14 protein-coding genes are annotated in these 14587 nt (G+C 41.8%); 11 read left to right on the top strand and 3 right to left on the bottom strand.

The genetic code is table 11. From position 1 onward, the window contains the following. The first annotated feature begins 60 nt into the window (after positions 1 to 60). The 5 genes from F0227_RS01190 to F0227_RS01210 all read left to right on the top strand — a co-directional run bounded on the left by F0227_RS01190 (position 61) and on the right by F0227_RS01210 (position 2207). Positions 61 to 588, top strand: coding sequence for an SCP2 sterol-binding domain-containing protein (locus F0227_RS01190; RefSeq protein WP_171751329.1), 528 nt, complete (start codon positions 61 to 63; stop codon positions 586 to 588). Then, positions 572 to 1075 (top strand): N-acetyltransferase, encoded by a 504-nt coding sequence (locus F0227_RS01195; RefSeq protein ID WP_171751330.1) that lies wholly within the window; start codon positions 572 to 574, stop codon positions 1073 to 1075. Before F0227_RS01190 ends, F0227_RS01195 begins: the two co-directional genes overlap by 17 nt. 2 nt (positions 1076 to 1077) lie before the next feature. Further along, entirely contained in the window at positions 1078 to 1479 is a 402-nt protein-coding gene (locus F0227_RS01200) for a DNA polymerase III subunit psi (RefSeq protein ID WP_171751331.1), read from the top strand. After that, positions 1469 to 1915: a ribosomal protein S18-alanine N-acetyltransferase gene (gene rimI, locus F0227_RS01205; protein ID WP_171751332.1), complete on the top strand. Its 447-nt coding sequence runs from the start codon at positions 1469 to 1471 to the stop codon at positions 1913 to 1915. Before F0227_RS01200 ends, rimI begins: the two co-directional genes overlap by 11 nt. A 100-nt stretch (positions 1916 to 2015) precedes the next feature. Then, the gene (locus tag F0227_RS01210; RefSeq protein WP_171751333.1) at positions 2016 to 2207 is read left to right on the top strand and encodes a ribbon-helix-helix protein, CopG family; all 192 of its coding nucleotides are present in this window, start codon (positions 2016 to 2018) and stop codon (positions 2205 to 2207) included. Here F0227_RS01210 and F0227_RS01215 read toward each other — a convergent pair. Further along, positions 2182 to 3825: a SulP family inorganic anion transporter gene (locus F0227_RS01215; protein ID WP_171751334.1), complete on the bottom strand. Its 1644-nt coding sequence runs from the start codon at positions 3823 to 3825 to the stop codon at positions 2182 to 2184. The two genes, F0227_RS01210 and F0227_RS01215, sit on opposite strands and share 26 nt — an antisense overlap. 154 nt (positions 3826 to 3979) lie before the next feature. Next, entirely contained in the window at positions 3980 to 6250 is a 2271-nt protein-coding gene (locus F0227_RS01220; protein WP_171751335.1) for an FAD-dependent oxidoreductase, read from the bottom strand. Positions 6251 to 6311: 61 nt separating this feature from the next. Between F0227_RS01220 and F0227_RS01225 the strand changes: the two genes are divergently transcribed. From F0227_RS01225 to prfC, 6 genes are all read left to right on the top strand, one after another. Further along, entirely contained in the window at positions 6312 to 7001 is a 690-nt protein-coding gene (locus tag F0227_RS01225) for a helix-turn-helix domain-containing protein (RefSeq protein WP_171751336.1), read from the top strand. Positions 7002 to 7407: 406 nt separating this feature from the next. Further along, positions 7408 to 8664: an extracellular solute-binding protein gene (locus F0227_RS01230; RefSeq protein WP_171751337.1), complete on the top strand. Its 1257-nt coding sequence runs from the start codon at positions 7408 to 7410 to the stop codon at positions 8662 to 8664. A gap of 12 nt (positions 8665 to 8676) precedes the next feature. Further along, positions 8677 to 9600 carry a sugar ABC transporter permease gene (locus tag F0227_RS01235; RefSeq protein ID WP_171751338.1) on the top strand — a complete coding sequence of 308 codons (924 nt, stop codon included), beginning with the start codon at positions 8677 to 8679 and terminating at the stop codon, positions 9598 to 9600. A gap of 3 nt (positions 9601 to 9603) precedes the next feature. After that, entirely contained in the window at positions 9604 to 10440 is an 837-nt protein-coding gene (locus F0227_RS01240; protein ID WP_171751339.1) for a carbohydrate ABC transporter permease, read from the top strand. A gap of 23 nt (positions 10441 to 10463) precedes the next feature. After that, entirely contained in the window at positions 10464 to 11543 is a 1080-nt protein-coding gene (gene ugpC, locus F0227_RS01245; RefSeq protein WP_171751340.1) for a sn-glycerol-3-phosphate ABC transporter ATP-binding protein UgpC, read from the top strand. A 355-nt stretch (positions 11544 to 11898) separates the two neighbouring features. Further along, entirely contained in the window at positions 11899 to 13488 is a 1590-nt protein-coding gene (gene prfC / locus F0227_RS01250) for a peptide chain release factor 3 (RefSeq protein WP_171751341.1), read from the top strand. A gap of 133 nt (positions 13489 to 13621) precedes the next feature. On the opposite strand, the gene F0227_RS01255 is transcribed toward prfC, so the two are convergent. Next, a complete protein-coding gene (locus F0227_RS01255) occupies positions 13622 to 14587 on the bottom strand; it encodes an ABC transporter permease (RefSeq protein WP_171751342.1) in 966 nt (321 codons plus the stop codon).

Consider the following 14587-nt stretch of genomic DNA (forward strand, 5'->3'; position numbering starts at 1 on the left):
ATTCTGATGCGATATCCACTATTATGGCGAAACGACAAAACAAGGTAACGGATATTTAGTGTGTTAAACAAGATTCGAACCCATTTAGTGCAAAATGCTGCACAATTTTTGAGATCTCCAGTCCAATTATTACCGAATGCCATACAAAATAAAGCATTGCTGGAAGGACTTAAGCAGGTTTTCCGTGATTCACTAGAAGACGGTGATTTTGAGTTTCTTGAAGACAAATGGTTAAAAGTATCCATTAGCGACTTATCACTTGATTGGTTTATTAGCTACCAAGATGAGAAGCTTTTGGTTTCTGAATCCGTTGAACAGTATGATGTGAGCTTTTGCGGTAACTTAAATGATTTGGTATTGATTGCCGGTCGAAAAGAAGACCCTGATACGTTATTTTTTCAACGACGCTTAAGCATTGAAGGAGACACTGAATTGGGTTTGGAAGTGAAAAACTTGATGGATAGTGTGGACTTAGATGCCCTTCCGAAAGGGTTGACTCTATTGCTGAATCAGTTGGCCGACTTTGTGTATAAAGGTGTTCACCCAGAACTAACCAATGATGGAGCCACAAATGCTTATCAGAACTGAAGCGCCAGCAGACATTCTGCCAATTAATAGTCTATTAGAGGCCGCGTTTGATACGGATGCGGAAGCTAAACTGGTTATGTCACTGCGTGAGAATAGCCGTTTTACCCTATCGCTTGTTGCATGCAGTGATGAAGGTGAAATCATTGCGCACCTGCTGTTTACTCCTATATTGATCGATGGTGAAGATATTGGTTGGCAGGGAATGGCGCCAGTGGCTGTTAAGGCTGAATATCGGAAACAAGGCATTGCAGGCAAGTTGATTAGAGAAGGTTTTGACTCTCTATTTGAGTTAGGTTACCCCGCCTGTTCGGTTTTAGGCGATCCTGCATTCTATGGTCGTTTTGGCTTTGTTGATGCAGAGAGCTATAACATGCATTGTCGCTGGGATGTTCCTCAAGGGTACTTTCAAATGATCGAGTTAGCGGAAGGTACTTGCCAAGGCAAACAAGGTTTAATTGAGTATTGTCCGGAATTTTCAGAGCTTTAGTTATGTTATCAAGTGAGGCGGAATATCTGCAAGAAATGGGAATCAGTCGCTGGGATGTTATTCATCCTCAACGACTTGAAGGCTATCATGCAGAGTCAATAGTATTACCAGAAGAGTGCAAATTACTGCTTGTATCCGCAGTAAAGCCAAAAGGTGAACTAGCAGAGCTGTTTGAACGGGTGTTAAAAAGTATGGGACTGACTTTAGATCAGTCATTGCATCTATTCCCTAACCAGATGCCCTATTTAGGCAAACAGTCACTTGACTGGATTTGGTTTTCCGGAGGGGAAGCCATTGAACTAGAAGGGGTAAACCTTATTAGTTCCCCATTATTAGCTGACATTCAAGGAAACACTCAACAGAGACGCCAGTTATGGCAACAAATTTGTAAATATGACCATTAATATCTCCCCTTTAGCCGAGTCGCATCTAGATGCGGTTTGGCGTATTGAACAGACCGCCCATTCACATCCTTGGACACAATCCATGATTAATAATCTCAATAGCCGTGGTGCCTGTCACTATGCGCTGCTGGATGGTGAACAGTTGATTGGCTATTTTTATGCGCAAAATATTGTGGGGGAAGTGACTCTACTAAATGTGGCGGTGGATCCCTTGTTACATGGTAAAGGGTTTGGACGTTGCTTAATGGAGCATTTTCTCGACATTTGCCAAAACGCTAAAGCAGATAGTGCATGGCTGGAAGTAAGAGAAAGCAATAACAAAGCATTTCAGTTGTATGAATCGCTTGGGTTTAATGAAGTTGATCGACGAGTAAATTATTACCCATGTAAACAGGGTAAAGAAGATGCCATTATTATGAGTTACCTGTTTTTTTAGCTTTAGAATCATCGCGAAAGGTCAACAGACCCTAGTAATTGACATATTATTTAATGATAATAGCATTATCATCTTTTTCTGAACTAGAGAACCATGAGTTATGGAAACAAAAAGCGCAAGATTGACGGTACTAATTGACCCAAATAAGAAGCAAGCCTTAGAGCAACTCTGTGCCACTCAAGACGTGACGCCTTCTCAAGTCGTTAGACAGTTAATTCGTGATTATTTGGATAAACATGGTGTTGATTATGGTTTGCCAACACAGGTTAAGAATCCGAAAGTAAGCAACTAACCGCTGAATTTACATCGCTAAAGTAGTTTGTTTCACCCAATAGGCAAATTATCTCTGCTTTAGCTAATTTCCCCGCCACTCTATTGTTTGCTCCTGCTAGCACAACTTTAATATGACGTTTTTGCAGCGCGATGATGCTGTTTTCAAGTGCTTGCAATCCAGTGATATCCATAAAAGGAACTCTGTGTAAGTCGATTACAACTGTTTTCGGGTCGGTATGTGTGTCCGCTAGGGCATGATCAAATTTATCTACCGCGGCAAAGAAAAATGGCCCATCTAGAGTAAAAATTATCATATCTTCAGGAACAGCGTTGATTCCTAATTTGGTCAGGGATGAATCTAAACTAACTGAGGAGGATCGCGTAACTTGAACGCTACTCGCCATGCGTCTTAAAAAGTGCAAAGTTGCGAGTATTACGCCAATATTGACCGCGACAACGAGATCGGAAAAAACCGTCAAGCTAAAGGTGATTAGCAAGATCACAACATCAGCACGAGGAGCCTGTTTAACCATTCGGATAAAGTGGCCGGCCTCGCTCATGTTCCAAGCCACAACAAATAGGATAGCAGCGAGGGTTGCCAAAGGAATATGTACCGCTAATGGAGCAAGGACCAGCAAGATGAGAATCAACGTGATTGAGTGAATGATACCTGAAAGGGGACTATTACCACCATTTCTGATGTTGGTTGCTGTTCGAGCAATGGCGCCTGTTGCAGCAAACCCGCCAAATAGAGGCGCAATAATGTTTGCTAACCCTTGTCCAATGAGTTCTTGGTTAGAGTTATGTTTTGTACCAGCCATACCGTCAGCGACAACAGCAGAGAGAAGAGATTCAATGGAACCCAGCATAGCGATAGTAAATGCTGGACCAATTAACTGAATAATCTGCTTCCCTTCTATCTCGGGAAAAGAAAACTCTGGTAAACCTTGTGGTATTCCTCCAAATGCACTGCCAATGGTTTTTATTGTTTCGAACTGAAATAGATACTGAATGACAGTCGCAAAGACCAGCGCAACCAAAGGCCCTGGTACTTTTCTAATTAGCGGTATTCGATTGCTGTAAATGACCAATAGTAGAGAGGTGATCGCTAGCAAGGTCGTGGCTGAGTCGAACAGTGGTAACGCTTTGAATAATAACATGAGTCGTTCATGGAAAAACTCAGCGGAGACGGAAGGTAGACCAAAAAAATCTTGCCACTGACCCACCCAAATAGTGACGCCAATACCTGATGTAAAGCCAATGATTACCGGAGCAGGGATAAATTTAATGACCGTGCCCATTTTTGCAAAGCCAAACAGTAGCAAGATGACCCCAGCCATCATGGTGGCTATCTGTAAGCCTGTGATGCCATATTTACTGGTAATGACTGATAGAACGACAATAAATGCCCCGGTAGGACCCGCAATTTGAACTCTGCTTCCGCCAAATAGAGAGACACAAATAGCGGCAATGATCGAAGTATAAATACCTTGCTCAGGTTTAGCCCCAGAAGCAATAGCGAATGCCATTCCAAGAGGGAGCGCGACCACACCAACAATAACACCGGAAATGAGATTGCGAATCCAGAATTTCTTGCTTAATAAATGGTTTTGTTGGGCTTCGATGATAGCAAACACAGCTTATACTCAAGTGCTAATTAAATGATAATGGCATTATAATGATATGGTAATAATTAGCCAGAAAGATCATTTGCAACAGAGAAAATAAGTAAAATAACGGCGACGTGGAGAGAGTCGCCGTCATTTATGAAGAATGAGTAGAAGAAAGAGGCTAGTGGCAATGAAGCGCATAGATACAAGCCAATCCTCCATGAGTGCTATGTATCTTTATTTCAATACACTGAACTTGATTTAAGAGTTCAATCTGATGCAGGTTGGTAGAGAGGTGATTACCTTTCACTTGCTTATACAGTTGGCCATCAATATAGAGATCGTAATCTTTGACACAGTTAGGAGATACATTTTCGTGGTGTCCCCATTGAGCGGTTTCCATCGCGTGATCAAAATCATTATCGAACATCAAGGTTATATGATCGAGAGTGGTTGGAGAAGGGAACGTTAGAGTTACGGTTGGATTACGATCTTCTTCACTTGGTGCCCAAGCATGAGAGTGATCATTTGGGCGTAATTGGCCATTAAGCATATTTTCAGCAGCGTATGCTTGTAATGGTCTATTTAATTTGAATGCTGGTAAGTATTTGTTAGGTCTACGTTTTGGTAACCAAAATTCAAATTCATCTACTCCCCAATCACCGTTGGCAATCTGCTTGGGTTGTTTTGCGACTTTTGGGTTAACCGTATTATATACTGTCAAAATAGCCGGCAGTTCTGTTGTTGAACTGGCGATAGCAAGATCGAGGTTCTCTTCCAGCTTAATAAAGAGATATTGATCTATTGGTGAGATGTAATTGAACGATAATACATACTCGTTATCCCCTTTTTCAATAGCTATATCGTGACCCGTATTAACTATCTCCGGAGTATGATTGAAAGGTTTAGTCGCAGTCAAAAGACGCGCTTTAAGTGTTGTCGTTTTAACCGCAGTGATGGCCAAGGTGATATCGGGAAGTTGCTCTCCTGATTTTATGGGTAGCATCAATGCTTGGCTTTCTGCCAACTGCCGATAGCCGGCATTCTTTTTAACAGATTGCACTTGGTAGGTTGAAGATGCGGTAATGGTTCCGGAAAAGTGCGTAGTAGAAGAGAGTCTCGGTATATAAAAACCTTTGCTGATCAATTGTTGTTGAAGCGTATTGATATGTTCTGGTTTACTTAAATCAGCAGGGTGAAGTTTTAGCCTGTTGGCAAGTGCCGCTGCTTCTCCTATTACTTGTCCATTTTGTCCTGATGTACACATTACTCTTGTCGAACCAAAGGCTACATGTGTGGTTGAAAGTGTTCGGCCTCCAAGAAATAAATTAGTGATATCTTTAGCGTACATAGTCCGGTAAGGGATGGTGTATGTGCCTTTACTGTGAAATTGTCGGCAGCCATCATGCTTACTATACACACCATCAGCAGGGTGAAGATCGATTGACCAACCGCCAAAACTTACTGCATCATAATGATCGATCTGATTGATAATATCTTTTTGAGTTAATAGATAATCACCGATAAAGCGACGACTTTCTCTCTTTCCGGGAATTAACCCTACCCACTCAAGCGTCATATTGTTTGCTTCTGGAAAATGGCCACTGTTTTTAATGTGATCCCATACCCCCCATACGATTTTCCATAATTCCCATTTGATAGTTTCACTATCATGAACGGTGTTTAATCTGCCGCCCCATTCAAGCCACCATAAATCACAACCATTTAGGTTTGAGGAGAGTTTTTTGTAGCGTGGGATTTCGGTGATGTCCTTCAAGGCAAAATCGGGAGCTGTAAAGGTCACAGGTTCTGCTACATGTTTGGTATAAAAGTAGATTGAGTGTCCCAGTTTCTGGCCGAAGCTGTCATCTGGTGCCATTCGTTCATCAAACTCGCTGCTCTCTTCTGCACCAACTCGATGGCTTGCTCCTGAAAGGTAAGCTAAGATACCATCTCCAGTACAGTCGCAGAACATGTCTCCGCTAAGTGTGTACTGCGTTTCATTGATGGCATTAAATGCAGAAATAGAGTGTATTGTTCTCCCCTCGTCACTGTCTGTATGAGAGACTTGAAACACCGCTGTGTTGAGGAAAAGATCAATTTTTTTTTCTTTTTTAACTAGGTCGAGTAAAATCATATCGAATATAACTGGGTTGCCTTCTTTGTTTCGATATAGGTTTTCTTCTAAGATTTCGCCCATAACACCGCCTTCTCTGGCAAATCGATTGTTATTGCCCATATGAGAAGTTGCACCAAGAGCCCATAACCTAACTTCGCTTGATGCGTTGCCACCTAGTACAGGACGATCTTGAACTAATGCTACAGATTGACCATTTCTTGAAGCGCTTATGGCAGCACAGATACCAGCTAATCCACCTCCAGCGACTACTAAATCGAAAGAACGTTCGAGCTGGTTAAGTTCTCTTTGTGAGTCGTACGAATAAATATCCATGTTGCTTTCTTAAGCCTCTAGTTTTATTTTGTAAAAAGCCAATCAACTTTCAGGAATACATATGTCTTCACAGCCAAATCAAAGCCTTATTGATGGGATACGTTGTTTACAATATCTCGCATCAAGTGATGAGCCACTAGGATGCAGAGAGTTGGCAAGGCAACTGGATATGAATCCAAGTAAAGTCAATCGACTACTCATGACAATGGCTTCAATTGGACTGACTACCCAAGATAATAAGCGACGCTATCTCCCTGGTTCAGGCATTCATGCTTTAGGTGCCCAAGCTATGCGGAGCTCGAACTTATTTCGTAAATCAATTACGGTGCTAGAAAACATCGCACCACATGATCATATCGTTGCGCTTGGTGTCTTATGGGAAGATAAAGTGGTGTATCTCTACCACTCAAAACCCGGCCAAGACAGATATGAAGCACTTCTTGATTACAAAATTCAGCCAGCAACAAATTCGGTTATTGGTATCTGTTTATTGGCTGAGCACAGCAATGAAAAACTGACACAACTCTTAGGTGAAGATCGCTTGCAATCTATACGTCCATTGATTGAAAAAATGCGTACAGATAAACATGTTTTCTTAAATCATTCTGACGGAGAGCTTTCAATGGCTGTTCCTATTCAGTCTGCAGATAAGGCTGCTTTAGCATTTGCGGGCTTCTATGGAATTACCACCGAGCAAACGCAAAATAAGCTACAGAGACTAGAAGTACTTGCCAGCATGCTATCCAGTTAGAATGCTATTATCCATCACGTTAATCCACTGTGTTTCTATATTAGAAACAAAATAATATTATTTCAAGTTGGTTAAGATCGCAATGTCTTTCTAAGATATTGTGATCGACATACCAATACCTCAATGGAATAATGCGACCAAGCCCTTGTAAACCCGCGTCTGAATGAGTTTTGTAAGACCATACCCTTATAAGAAACTGTGGATGTCACAGAGAAAGGAACGATTTGGAGGGAACTTGTGCGCCCTATCAAACTTTTCTCAATTCGATATTGATGAGTTCAGGTAAAGATATTAGTGTCTCTAATATAGAGACGGAGTGAATTTATTTGATACCCTACATTTCAGCTAGATTTATATAGATCTCTCTCAATCAGGAACAACACTTATACTCTACATTGAGGTAACTATGAATAAGTTAAAACTATGTGTATCAGCAGGATTGCTGGCGGCATCATCGGGTGCATTTGCATCTGAAGTGACATTTTTAAACTGGGTAACAGCTGAGCCTAGTAATAAACCTATTGTTGATGCGCTTATTGCAGAATCTGATCAAGATGTAAAAGTACTGTCTAGTTCTTGGGGAGACATGCAAAAAAATGTCTACTTAAGAGTAAGAACCAAGCAACCATTAGATGTATTTCAAAGTTCGGCAAAGTGGCTGCCTACCTTCGCGCAATTGCCAAATTTAGTAGATTTTAATGATGTATTCGGTAAGGAGTTTCTTGAAGAGCATATACCTGCATCGGTATTAGCGGCAGGAAAGTATAAAGGCAAGCAGTATGGTATGCCTTGGAATATCGGTTCAATAAGTTTAGTTGCAAACAAGAAAATGCTGCAGGAGAAAAACATCTCCGTAGCGCCTGAAACGATCGACGAATTTGTTTCTACCCTAAAGCAAGTAAAAGAAGCCTACCCAGAGAGCACTCCTTACGCAATGATGACGAAAGGTGGCAATCTTATCTCTAGTGATTTCCAACTGTGGCTTTGGGCACATAACGGGTCAATATTCGATGAGCAAGGCAATGTAACTATTGATTCGGACGCCACTGTTAACACACTGAATTTTATGAAAATGCTGGTGGATGAGAAATTGGCTTCACTGGATGTTGACCGTGGTGCTGCCCGTCGTATGTTTGGGCAGGAAAATGCCGCTTATTATTTTGATGCCACCGTTGCACGCGGGTTTGCTCGAGACTTTTCAGGAATGGGCGAAGAGTATGATCAATATGTTTACCCTATTGAGACGCCAACATTAACAAAGGATATGCAGTCACACTCTATGGAGTGGGGACACCTGCTCATTATGTTGAATAGTGATGCCGCAAAAGTGGCGGGTAATATCAGCTCTGATAGCGCTGCCGCTAAGTTAATCAAAACATTATCGATGAACAAGCAAGTGCAGATCGATTATTTCCAGAAAGCGGGAGCGATTCCGGTAACTTATGAAGCACGAAGCGCTCAAGAAGTGACTCAAGACAGCTATATCGTAAACTGGAATGCATCAATGGGGATACCTAAACGAAACGAACTTTCACCACTGAAGAATAGCGCGAACTATGTTGCCGTGGTAAGCGAAGAAGTGCAGTCGGTTATTCTTGGTCAAAAAGACGCTAAGGAAGCAGCAGCTTCGATGGCAAGTCGTATTAAGAGAGCAATGAAGTAAGAGGCGCATAGAATGGATATGGCATCTAATCACCATAAAACGAAAGCTCAACATTCGGCAAATAGTTTAAAACATGGTGATCGTAAATTTGCTTACGTAATTTTGGTTCCAGCATTGACTGCATTTATGGTAATGGTTTTCTACCCATTTATAGATGCCATGTCTATGTCTCTTTATCAATATACTATTTTTGATACTGAACCTATCTTTATTGGTTTTGATAACTTTGCCAATATTTTGACCGACCCCTATGTCTTGGGCTCTTGGTTAACAACCGCAATATTCGTTGTGTTAACAACGGCACTTACTATGGTATTGGGTTTATCTTGGGCATTGATGATGTATCAGGATTTCCGAGGTAGGGCAGTGTTTCGCACTATGACGCTTTTACCTTGGATATTGCCAAGTACAGTTAGCGCATTTATTTGGGCTTGGATGCTAAATGGCAAGTATGGTGTGGCAAATGTATTGTTAGCGAGTGTCGGTATCATTGATGAAAATATTCAGTTTTTATCTAATGACATTGGTGCTATGGCAGCGATTGTAATGACTCGAGCTTGGATATCCATTCCGCTATTTATGTCTTTCTTTTTAGCCGGTTTGCAGGGGATGGATTACCAACAGATAGAAGCTGCGCGAATAGATGGAGCCGGTAATTTCTTAGTCGTTCGTAAGTTAATTTTACCTCACCTTCGCCCTGTATTTCTTGTTACAGGAGCACTAGGCATGATAGGGAACCTGCAACAGTTTGACATCATTTATGCGTTGACTGGCGGTGGGCCAGTGAGAGCAACCTCAGTTTTATCCATTGAGGTGTTCCGTCAAGCATTCCAGAACTGGGATCTAGGTATGGCGTCAGCGATTGGTGTGCTTTGGGTGTTTACTCTGATGCCGTTGGTTGTTTTCTATCTTCGTAGCTTATTTAAAGAGGACTAATTGATGTTTGAATTACGTTCGTTAAAGGCGAAGGTAGGATTTATCTCTCTACTGACCCTTATCGCATTTTTTCTGTTTTTTCCTGTCTATTGGGCATTGAGTAGTGCATTTAAAGCAAACTCGGAACTTTATCTTGCTGATCCGACGATGTTTCCAGCTAAGTTTTACTTTGGGCATTTTATTGATGCCATTGTTGGTGGCGATATATTGTTACAACTTAAAAATAGCCTACTGACCTCAACAGCGTCAGCAACCTTGAATGCTGTTTTGGCGGCTTTGGCAGGATATAGTTTTGCTAAGTTTGATTATCCGGCTAAGAAGCCATTGATGTTATTGATTCTCTCTGCGCAGATGTTTCCCTTTGGTGTATTACTTATTAGCATTTATCCCATGCTACAAAGTGTTGGACTGCTAGATACCAAAATTGGCTTGACCATCTCTTATATTGTTTTTGCATTACCTGTTAGTACTTACATGATGTATAGCTACTTTAAGCAGTTACCAAATGAGCTGATTGAAGCGGCAAAAGTCGATGGGGCAAGTAATATGAGGATATTTATAAAAATTGTTATGCCAATCTCTTTCCCTGCTTTTATCACGGTAATGCTTTATGCCTTTATGTGGTCATGGAATGATTTACTTTACTCAATGACTCTTATTACTTCGGAAGAGAATAGAACGATAGGCCCAGGACTATTACTTAGATACATAAACGAAAATAACGCTGATTGGGGAGGAGCCATGGCCGCTTCATTCCTAGCTGCTGCGCCTGTTGTTGCTGTGTTTGCGATGCTACAGAAACAATTTATTGGTGGGGTGACAAGTGGCGCAGTTAAATAACAAGAATTATTGAGGAATAGAAGATGGCCGATTTACAGTTAAACAAAGTAGTTAAACGTTATGGTGATATAGAAACAATTCATGGCGTCGATCTTGAAATAAAGAATGGTGAGTTTGTCGTTTTTGTGGGGCCATCAGGCTGCGGTAAGTCGACGTTACTTCGCATGATCGCTGGATTAGAAGAGGTGACGGCGGGGGAAGTTTCTATTGATGGTCAGGTGGTAAACAACAAGCAACCGAGTGAACGTGGTATTGCAATGGTGTTTCAATCCTATGCGCTGTATCCACATATGACGGTGAAAGAGAACATGAGCTTTGGCTTGGAAGTGGCAAAGTCACCGAAAGAGTACATTGAACAAAGAGTGAGTGAAGCGGCCAAAATATTGAAGCTTGAAGAGCTACTTGATAGAAAACCTAAACAACTTTCAGGTGGGCAGCGCCAGCGTGTGGCTATTGGTCGAACTATTGTTCGTGAACCAAAGGTGTTTCTATTCGATGAACCACTCTCTAACCTAGATGCTGAACTGCGTGTTCAAATGAGGATAGAGATATCTAAGCTGCATGAAGATTTGGGTAATACCATGATTTATGTCACCCATGATCAAGTTGAAGCGATGACCATGGCAGATAAGATTGTGGTACTTAAAGATGGCCATGTTGAGCAAGTTGGCTCTCCGTTAGAGTTATACAACTATCCAGATAATATTTTTGTTGCCGGTTTTATCGGTTCACCAAAGATGAATTTCTTAACGGTGCAGGTGAATGAGGTGACTTCTGAAAGCACTTCGGTAACGTTAGTGGATGGGCAGAGTTTAACTTTACCGTTAACAAATAAGGGTGTAGCCGTTGGTGATACGCTCTCACTCGGTGTTCGTCCAGAGCACTTTTTTGAAGATGGGCAGGGAGACATGGCTATTAATATCGACATTGATGTCATTGAGTGTCTTGGTGGAACATCGTATGTGTATGGGAACAGCGGTGAACAACAGGTCATTATTCAATGTGGTGAGAGCTTTAATCATAAACGAGGTGATCAAGTCAGTTTTGGCTTCGATATTCGTCGTTGTCATCTTTTTGATAGCAAGGGTATTGCATTCAAATAGAGCAGAATGAGGTGATGGAAACATCACCTGCATCCTTTCCACTTCATTTTAAACCCTCAGTTCGAGAGTAAAAAAGTCAACATACTCTTAATTTTAAATCATAAGTTGTATGCATTACTTAGCAACACAAATAGACGCTAAACAATGTGCAGAGAGGCTTTAACAATCTCGAGCTGAGATCCGGTAGCAAAATTATCACCATTTAAGTAAACAAAAGCCCTTTGATTAGCGCAAAGTAACAGCAATTCTGTAAAACTGGTTAAGACCTGATATAATCCCGCGAAATTCTATAACAGACGATAAGTGCGCAATAAAAAGGGCGCTTAACTGTGGTCATCACTGAAGATTCAATAACATGTCAAATAGTCCATTTATAGGCGAAGTTTCCAAGCGTAGAACGTTCGCTATTATTTCTCACCCGGATGCGGGTAAAACAACCATTACCGAAAAAGTACTTCTTTTCGGACAAGCGATTCAGTCAGCAGGTACCGTAAAAGGGCGTGGCTCAAATCAGCACGCAAAGTCAGACTGGATGGAGATGGAAAAAGAGCGTGGTATCTCGGTGACTACCTCTGTTATGCAATTCCCATATAATGAGTGCTTGGTTAACCTTTTGGATACTCCGGGACACGAAGACTTTTCGGAAGATACCTACCGTACATTAACCGCAGTAGATTCATGCTTGATGGTTATTGATGCGGCAAAAGGGGTAGAAGATCGTACCAGAAAGTTAATGGAAGTTACTCGTCTTCGTGACACGCCCATCGTAACCTTTATGAACAAGTTGGACCGTGATATTCGAGATCCAATGGAGCTGTTAGATGAAGTTGAGAGCGAATTAAAAATTGCTTGTGCTCCAGTTTCTTGGCCAATCGGATGCGGAAAAGAGTTTAAAGGTGTTTATCATATTCACCGCGATGAATCGATTCTTTACGCTACAGGTCAAGGGCATACCATTCAAGAAGAGAAAATTATCAAAGGACTTGATAATCCACAACTTGATGAGGCCATTGGCGAAGAGCTTGCTGAGCAACTGAGGGATGAGCTTGAATTGGTGATTGGCGCTTCTCACGAATTTGACCAAGAGCTGTTTCTTTCTGGTGAGCTTACACCTGTATTCTTTGGTACAGCATTAGGTAACTTCGGTGTTGACCATATGCTGGATGGACTAACTCGTTGGGCTCCTCAACCTATGTCTCGCCAAGCCAATGAACGTGAAGTGACGGCAACGGAAGAAAAATTCTCAGGCTTTGTATTTAAAATTCAGGCCAATATGGATCCGAAACACCGTGACCGTATCGCTTTCATGCGCATAGTGTCTGGTACCTATAAGCAAGGTATGAAGATGAACCATGTTCGTCTAGGAAAGCAGATTAACATCTCTGATGCTGTTACCTTTATGGCCGGTGATCGTTCTCGTGCTGAAAATGCATTTGCAGGGGACATTATTGGTTTACATAATCACGGGACTATCCAGATAGGTGACACCTTTACTCAAGGTGAAAATCTTAAGTTTGCCGGTATTCCTAACTTTGCGCCTGAACTGTTTCGCCGTATTCGTTTAAAAGATCCACTGAAGCAGAAACAGTTATTAAAAGGGTTAGTGCAACTTTCTGAAGAGGGTGCAGTACAAGTATTTAGACCTCTACAAAATAATGATCTTATTGTGGGCGCGGTTGGTGTTCTTCAGTTTGATGTGGTGGTTGCGCGACTTAAGTCAGAGTATAACGTTGAAGCTATTTACGAAGGGGTAAATGTGGCAACGGCTCGTTGGGTTGAGTGTGACGATGAGAAGAAACTGGATGAGTTTAAGCGTAAGAACCAAGCAAACTTAGCGTTAGATGGTGGCGATAACTTGTCTTATGTTGCTCCTACTATGGTGAACTTAAACCTAGCCAAAGAGCGCTTTCCTGAAGTTGAATTTAGAGCGACAAGAGAGCACTAAGTTTATAACAAGCTGAGATGAAAGCCGATTTCATCGGCTTTCATCAGGTAAATATAGAATAATAAAAAGGCAAATTCTCAATGAGAGAATTTGCCTTTTTTAATGGCTAGAAGCAAGTGCCCTTAATAACCTGTTATTCTCTTTCTTTAGTGTATGGAACACCAACAGCTTTAGGCGCAATGGCCTTGCCAATAAAGCCGGCTAGCAAGAATACGGTTAACACGTACGGGATGGCTTCGATAGCTTGAACTGGGATTGGGAAATCTCCAATTGATACACCTTGCAGGCGAATAGCTAAAGCATCTAAGAAGCCAAACAATAGACATGCACCCATAGCGGTGAATGGTCGCCATTTACCAAAGATCAATGCGGCTAAAGCCATATAGCCTTTACCGGCACTCATATTAGGAATGAACTGTGCAGTTTGTGCGACAGATAAGTAAACGCCACCTATTCCGACAAGTAGACCACAGACCACCATGGCACCATAACGCATTTTAACTACCGATATACCAGCCGTATCTACCGCAGAAGGTGATTCGCCAACGGCACGTAAGCGTAGGCCAAAACGGGTCTTAAAGAGCGCGTACCATGCCAGCGGCACAATCAGTACAACTAAATACTCAAGAGCAGAGTGACCACTTAGTAACTCTGAATAAAGTAAGCCAATAACGGGTGTATCCGCTAACTCATTTGCAAATGGTAAGTCAATTGGTGCAAAGCGGGCATTACCTGATAGCGCAGGTGTTTGACCTCCTTGATGGAACCAGTGACGACCTAAGGTGACGGTTAAACCAGCAGCAAGGATATTGATCGCCATACCACTAACAACTTGGTCACCTCTATGTGTAATAGAAGCAAAACCGTGTAGTAGCGCTAATAGTATGGAGATAGACACACCAGCCATAAGGCCAAGCCAAGCAGAGCCGGTGACATGAGCCGTTGCGGCACCAGCAAATGCAGAAGCAAGCAGTTTACCTTCTAAGGCGATGTTAACAATACCAGAACGTTCACTGAACATACCTGCCAATGAGGCAAGAATTAATGGCGTTGCAACACGAATGGTTGCATCAAGCATTAGTATAATAGTCTCAAACAT

It is taken from the genome of Vibrio sp. 99-8-1 (genome assembly GCF_013114595.1).
Taxonomy (GTDB): domain Bacteria; phylum Pseudomonadota; class Gammaproteobacteria; order Enterobacterales; family Vibrionaceae; genus Vibrio.

Coding starts and splice junctions, on each gene's coding strand:
- F0227_RS01230 (WP_171751337.1), top strand. CDS start 7,408: ATGAATAAGTTAAAACTATGTGTATCAGCAGGATTGCTGGCGGCATCA.
- F0227_RS01235 (WP_171751338.1), top strand. CDS start 8,677: ATGGATATGGCATCTAATCACCATAAAACGAAAGCTCAACATTCGGCA.
- F0227_RS01200 (WP_171751331.1), top strand. CDS start 1,078: ATGTTATCAAGTGAGGCGGAATATCTGCAAGAAATGGGAATCAGTCGC.
- F0227_RS01210 (WP_171751333.1), top strand. CDS start 2,016: ATGGAAACAAAAAGCGCAAGATTGACGGTACTAATTGACCCAAATAAG.
- F0227_RS01255 (WP_171751342.1), bottom strand. CDS start 14,587: ATGTTTGAGACTATTATACTAATGCTTGATGCAACCATTCGTGTTGCA.
- rimI (WP_171751332.1), top strand. CDS start 1,469: ATGACCATTAATATCTCCCCTTTAGCCGAGTCGCATCTAGATGCGGTT.
- prfC (WP_171751341.1), top strand. CDS start 11,899: ATGTCAAATAGTCCATTTATAGGCGAAGTTTCCAAGCGTAGAACGTTC.
- F0227_RS01240 (WP_171751339.1), top strand. CDS start 9,604: ATGTTTGAATTACGTTCGTTAAAGGCGAAGGTAGGATTTATCTCTCTA.
- F0227_RS01195 (WP_171751330.1), top strand. CDS start 572: ATGCTTATCAGAACTGAAGCGCCAGCAGACATTCTGCCAATTAATAGT.
- F0227_RS01220 (WP_171751335.1), bottom strand. CDS start 6,250: ATGGATATTTATTCGTACGACTCACAAAGAGAACTTAACCAGCTCGAA.
- F0227_RS01225 (WP_171751336.1), top strand. CDS start 6,312: ATGTCTTCACAGCCAAATCAAAGCCTTATTGATGGGATACGTTGTTTA.
- ugpC (WP_171751340.1), top strand. CDS start 10,464: ATGGCCGATTTACAGTTAAACAAAGTAGTTAAACGTTATGGTGATATA.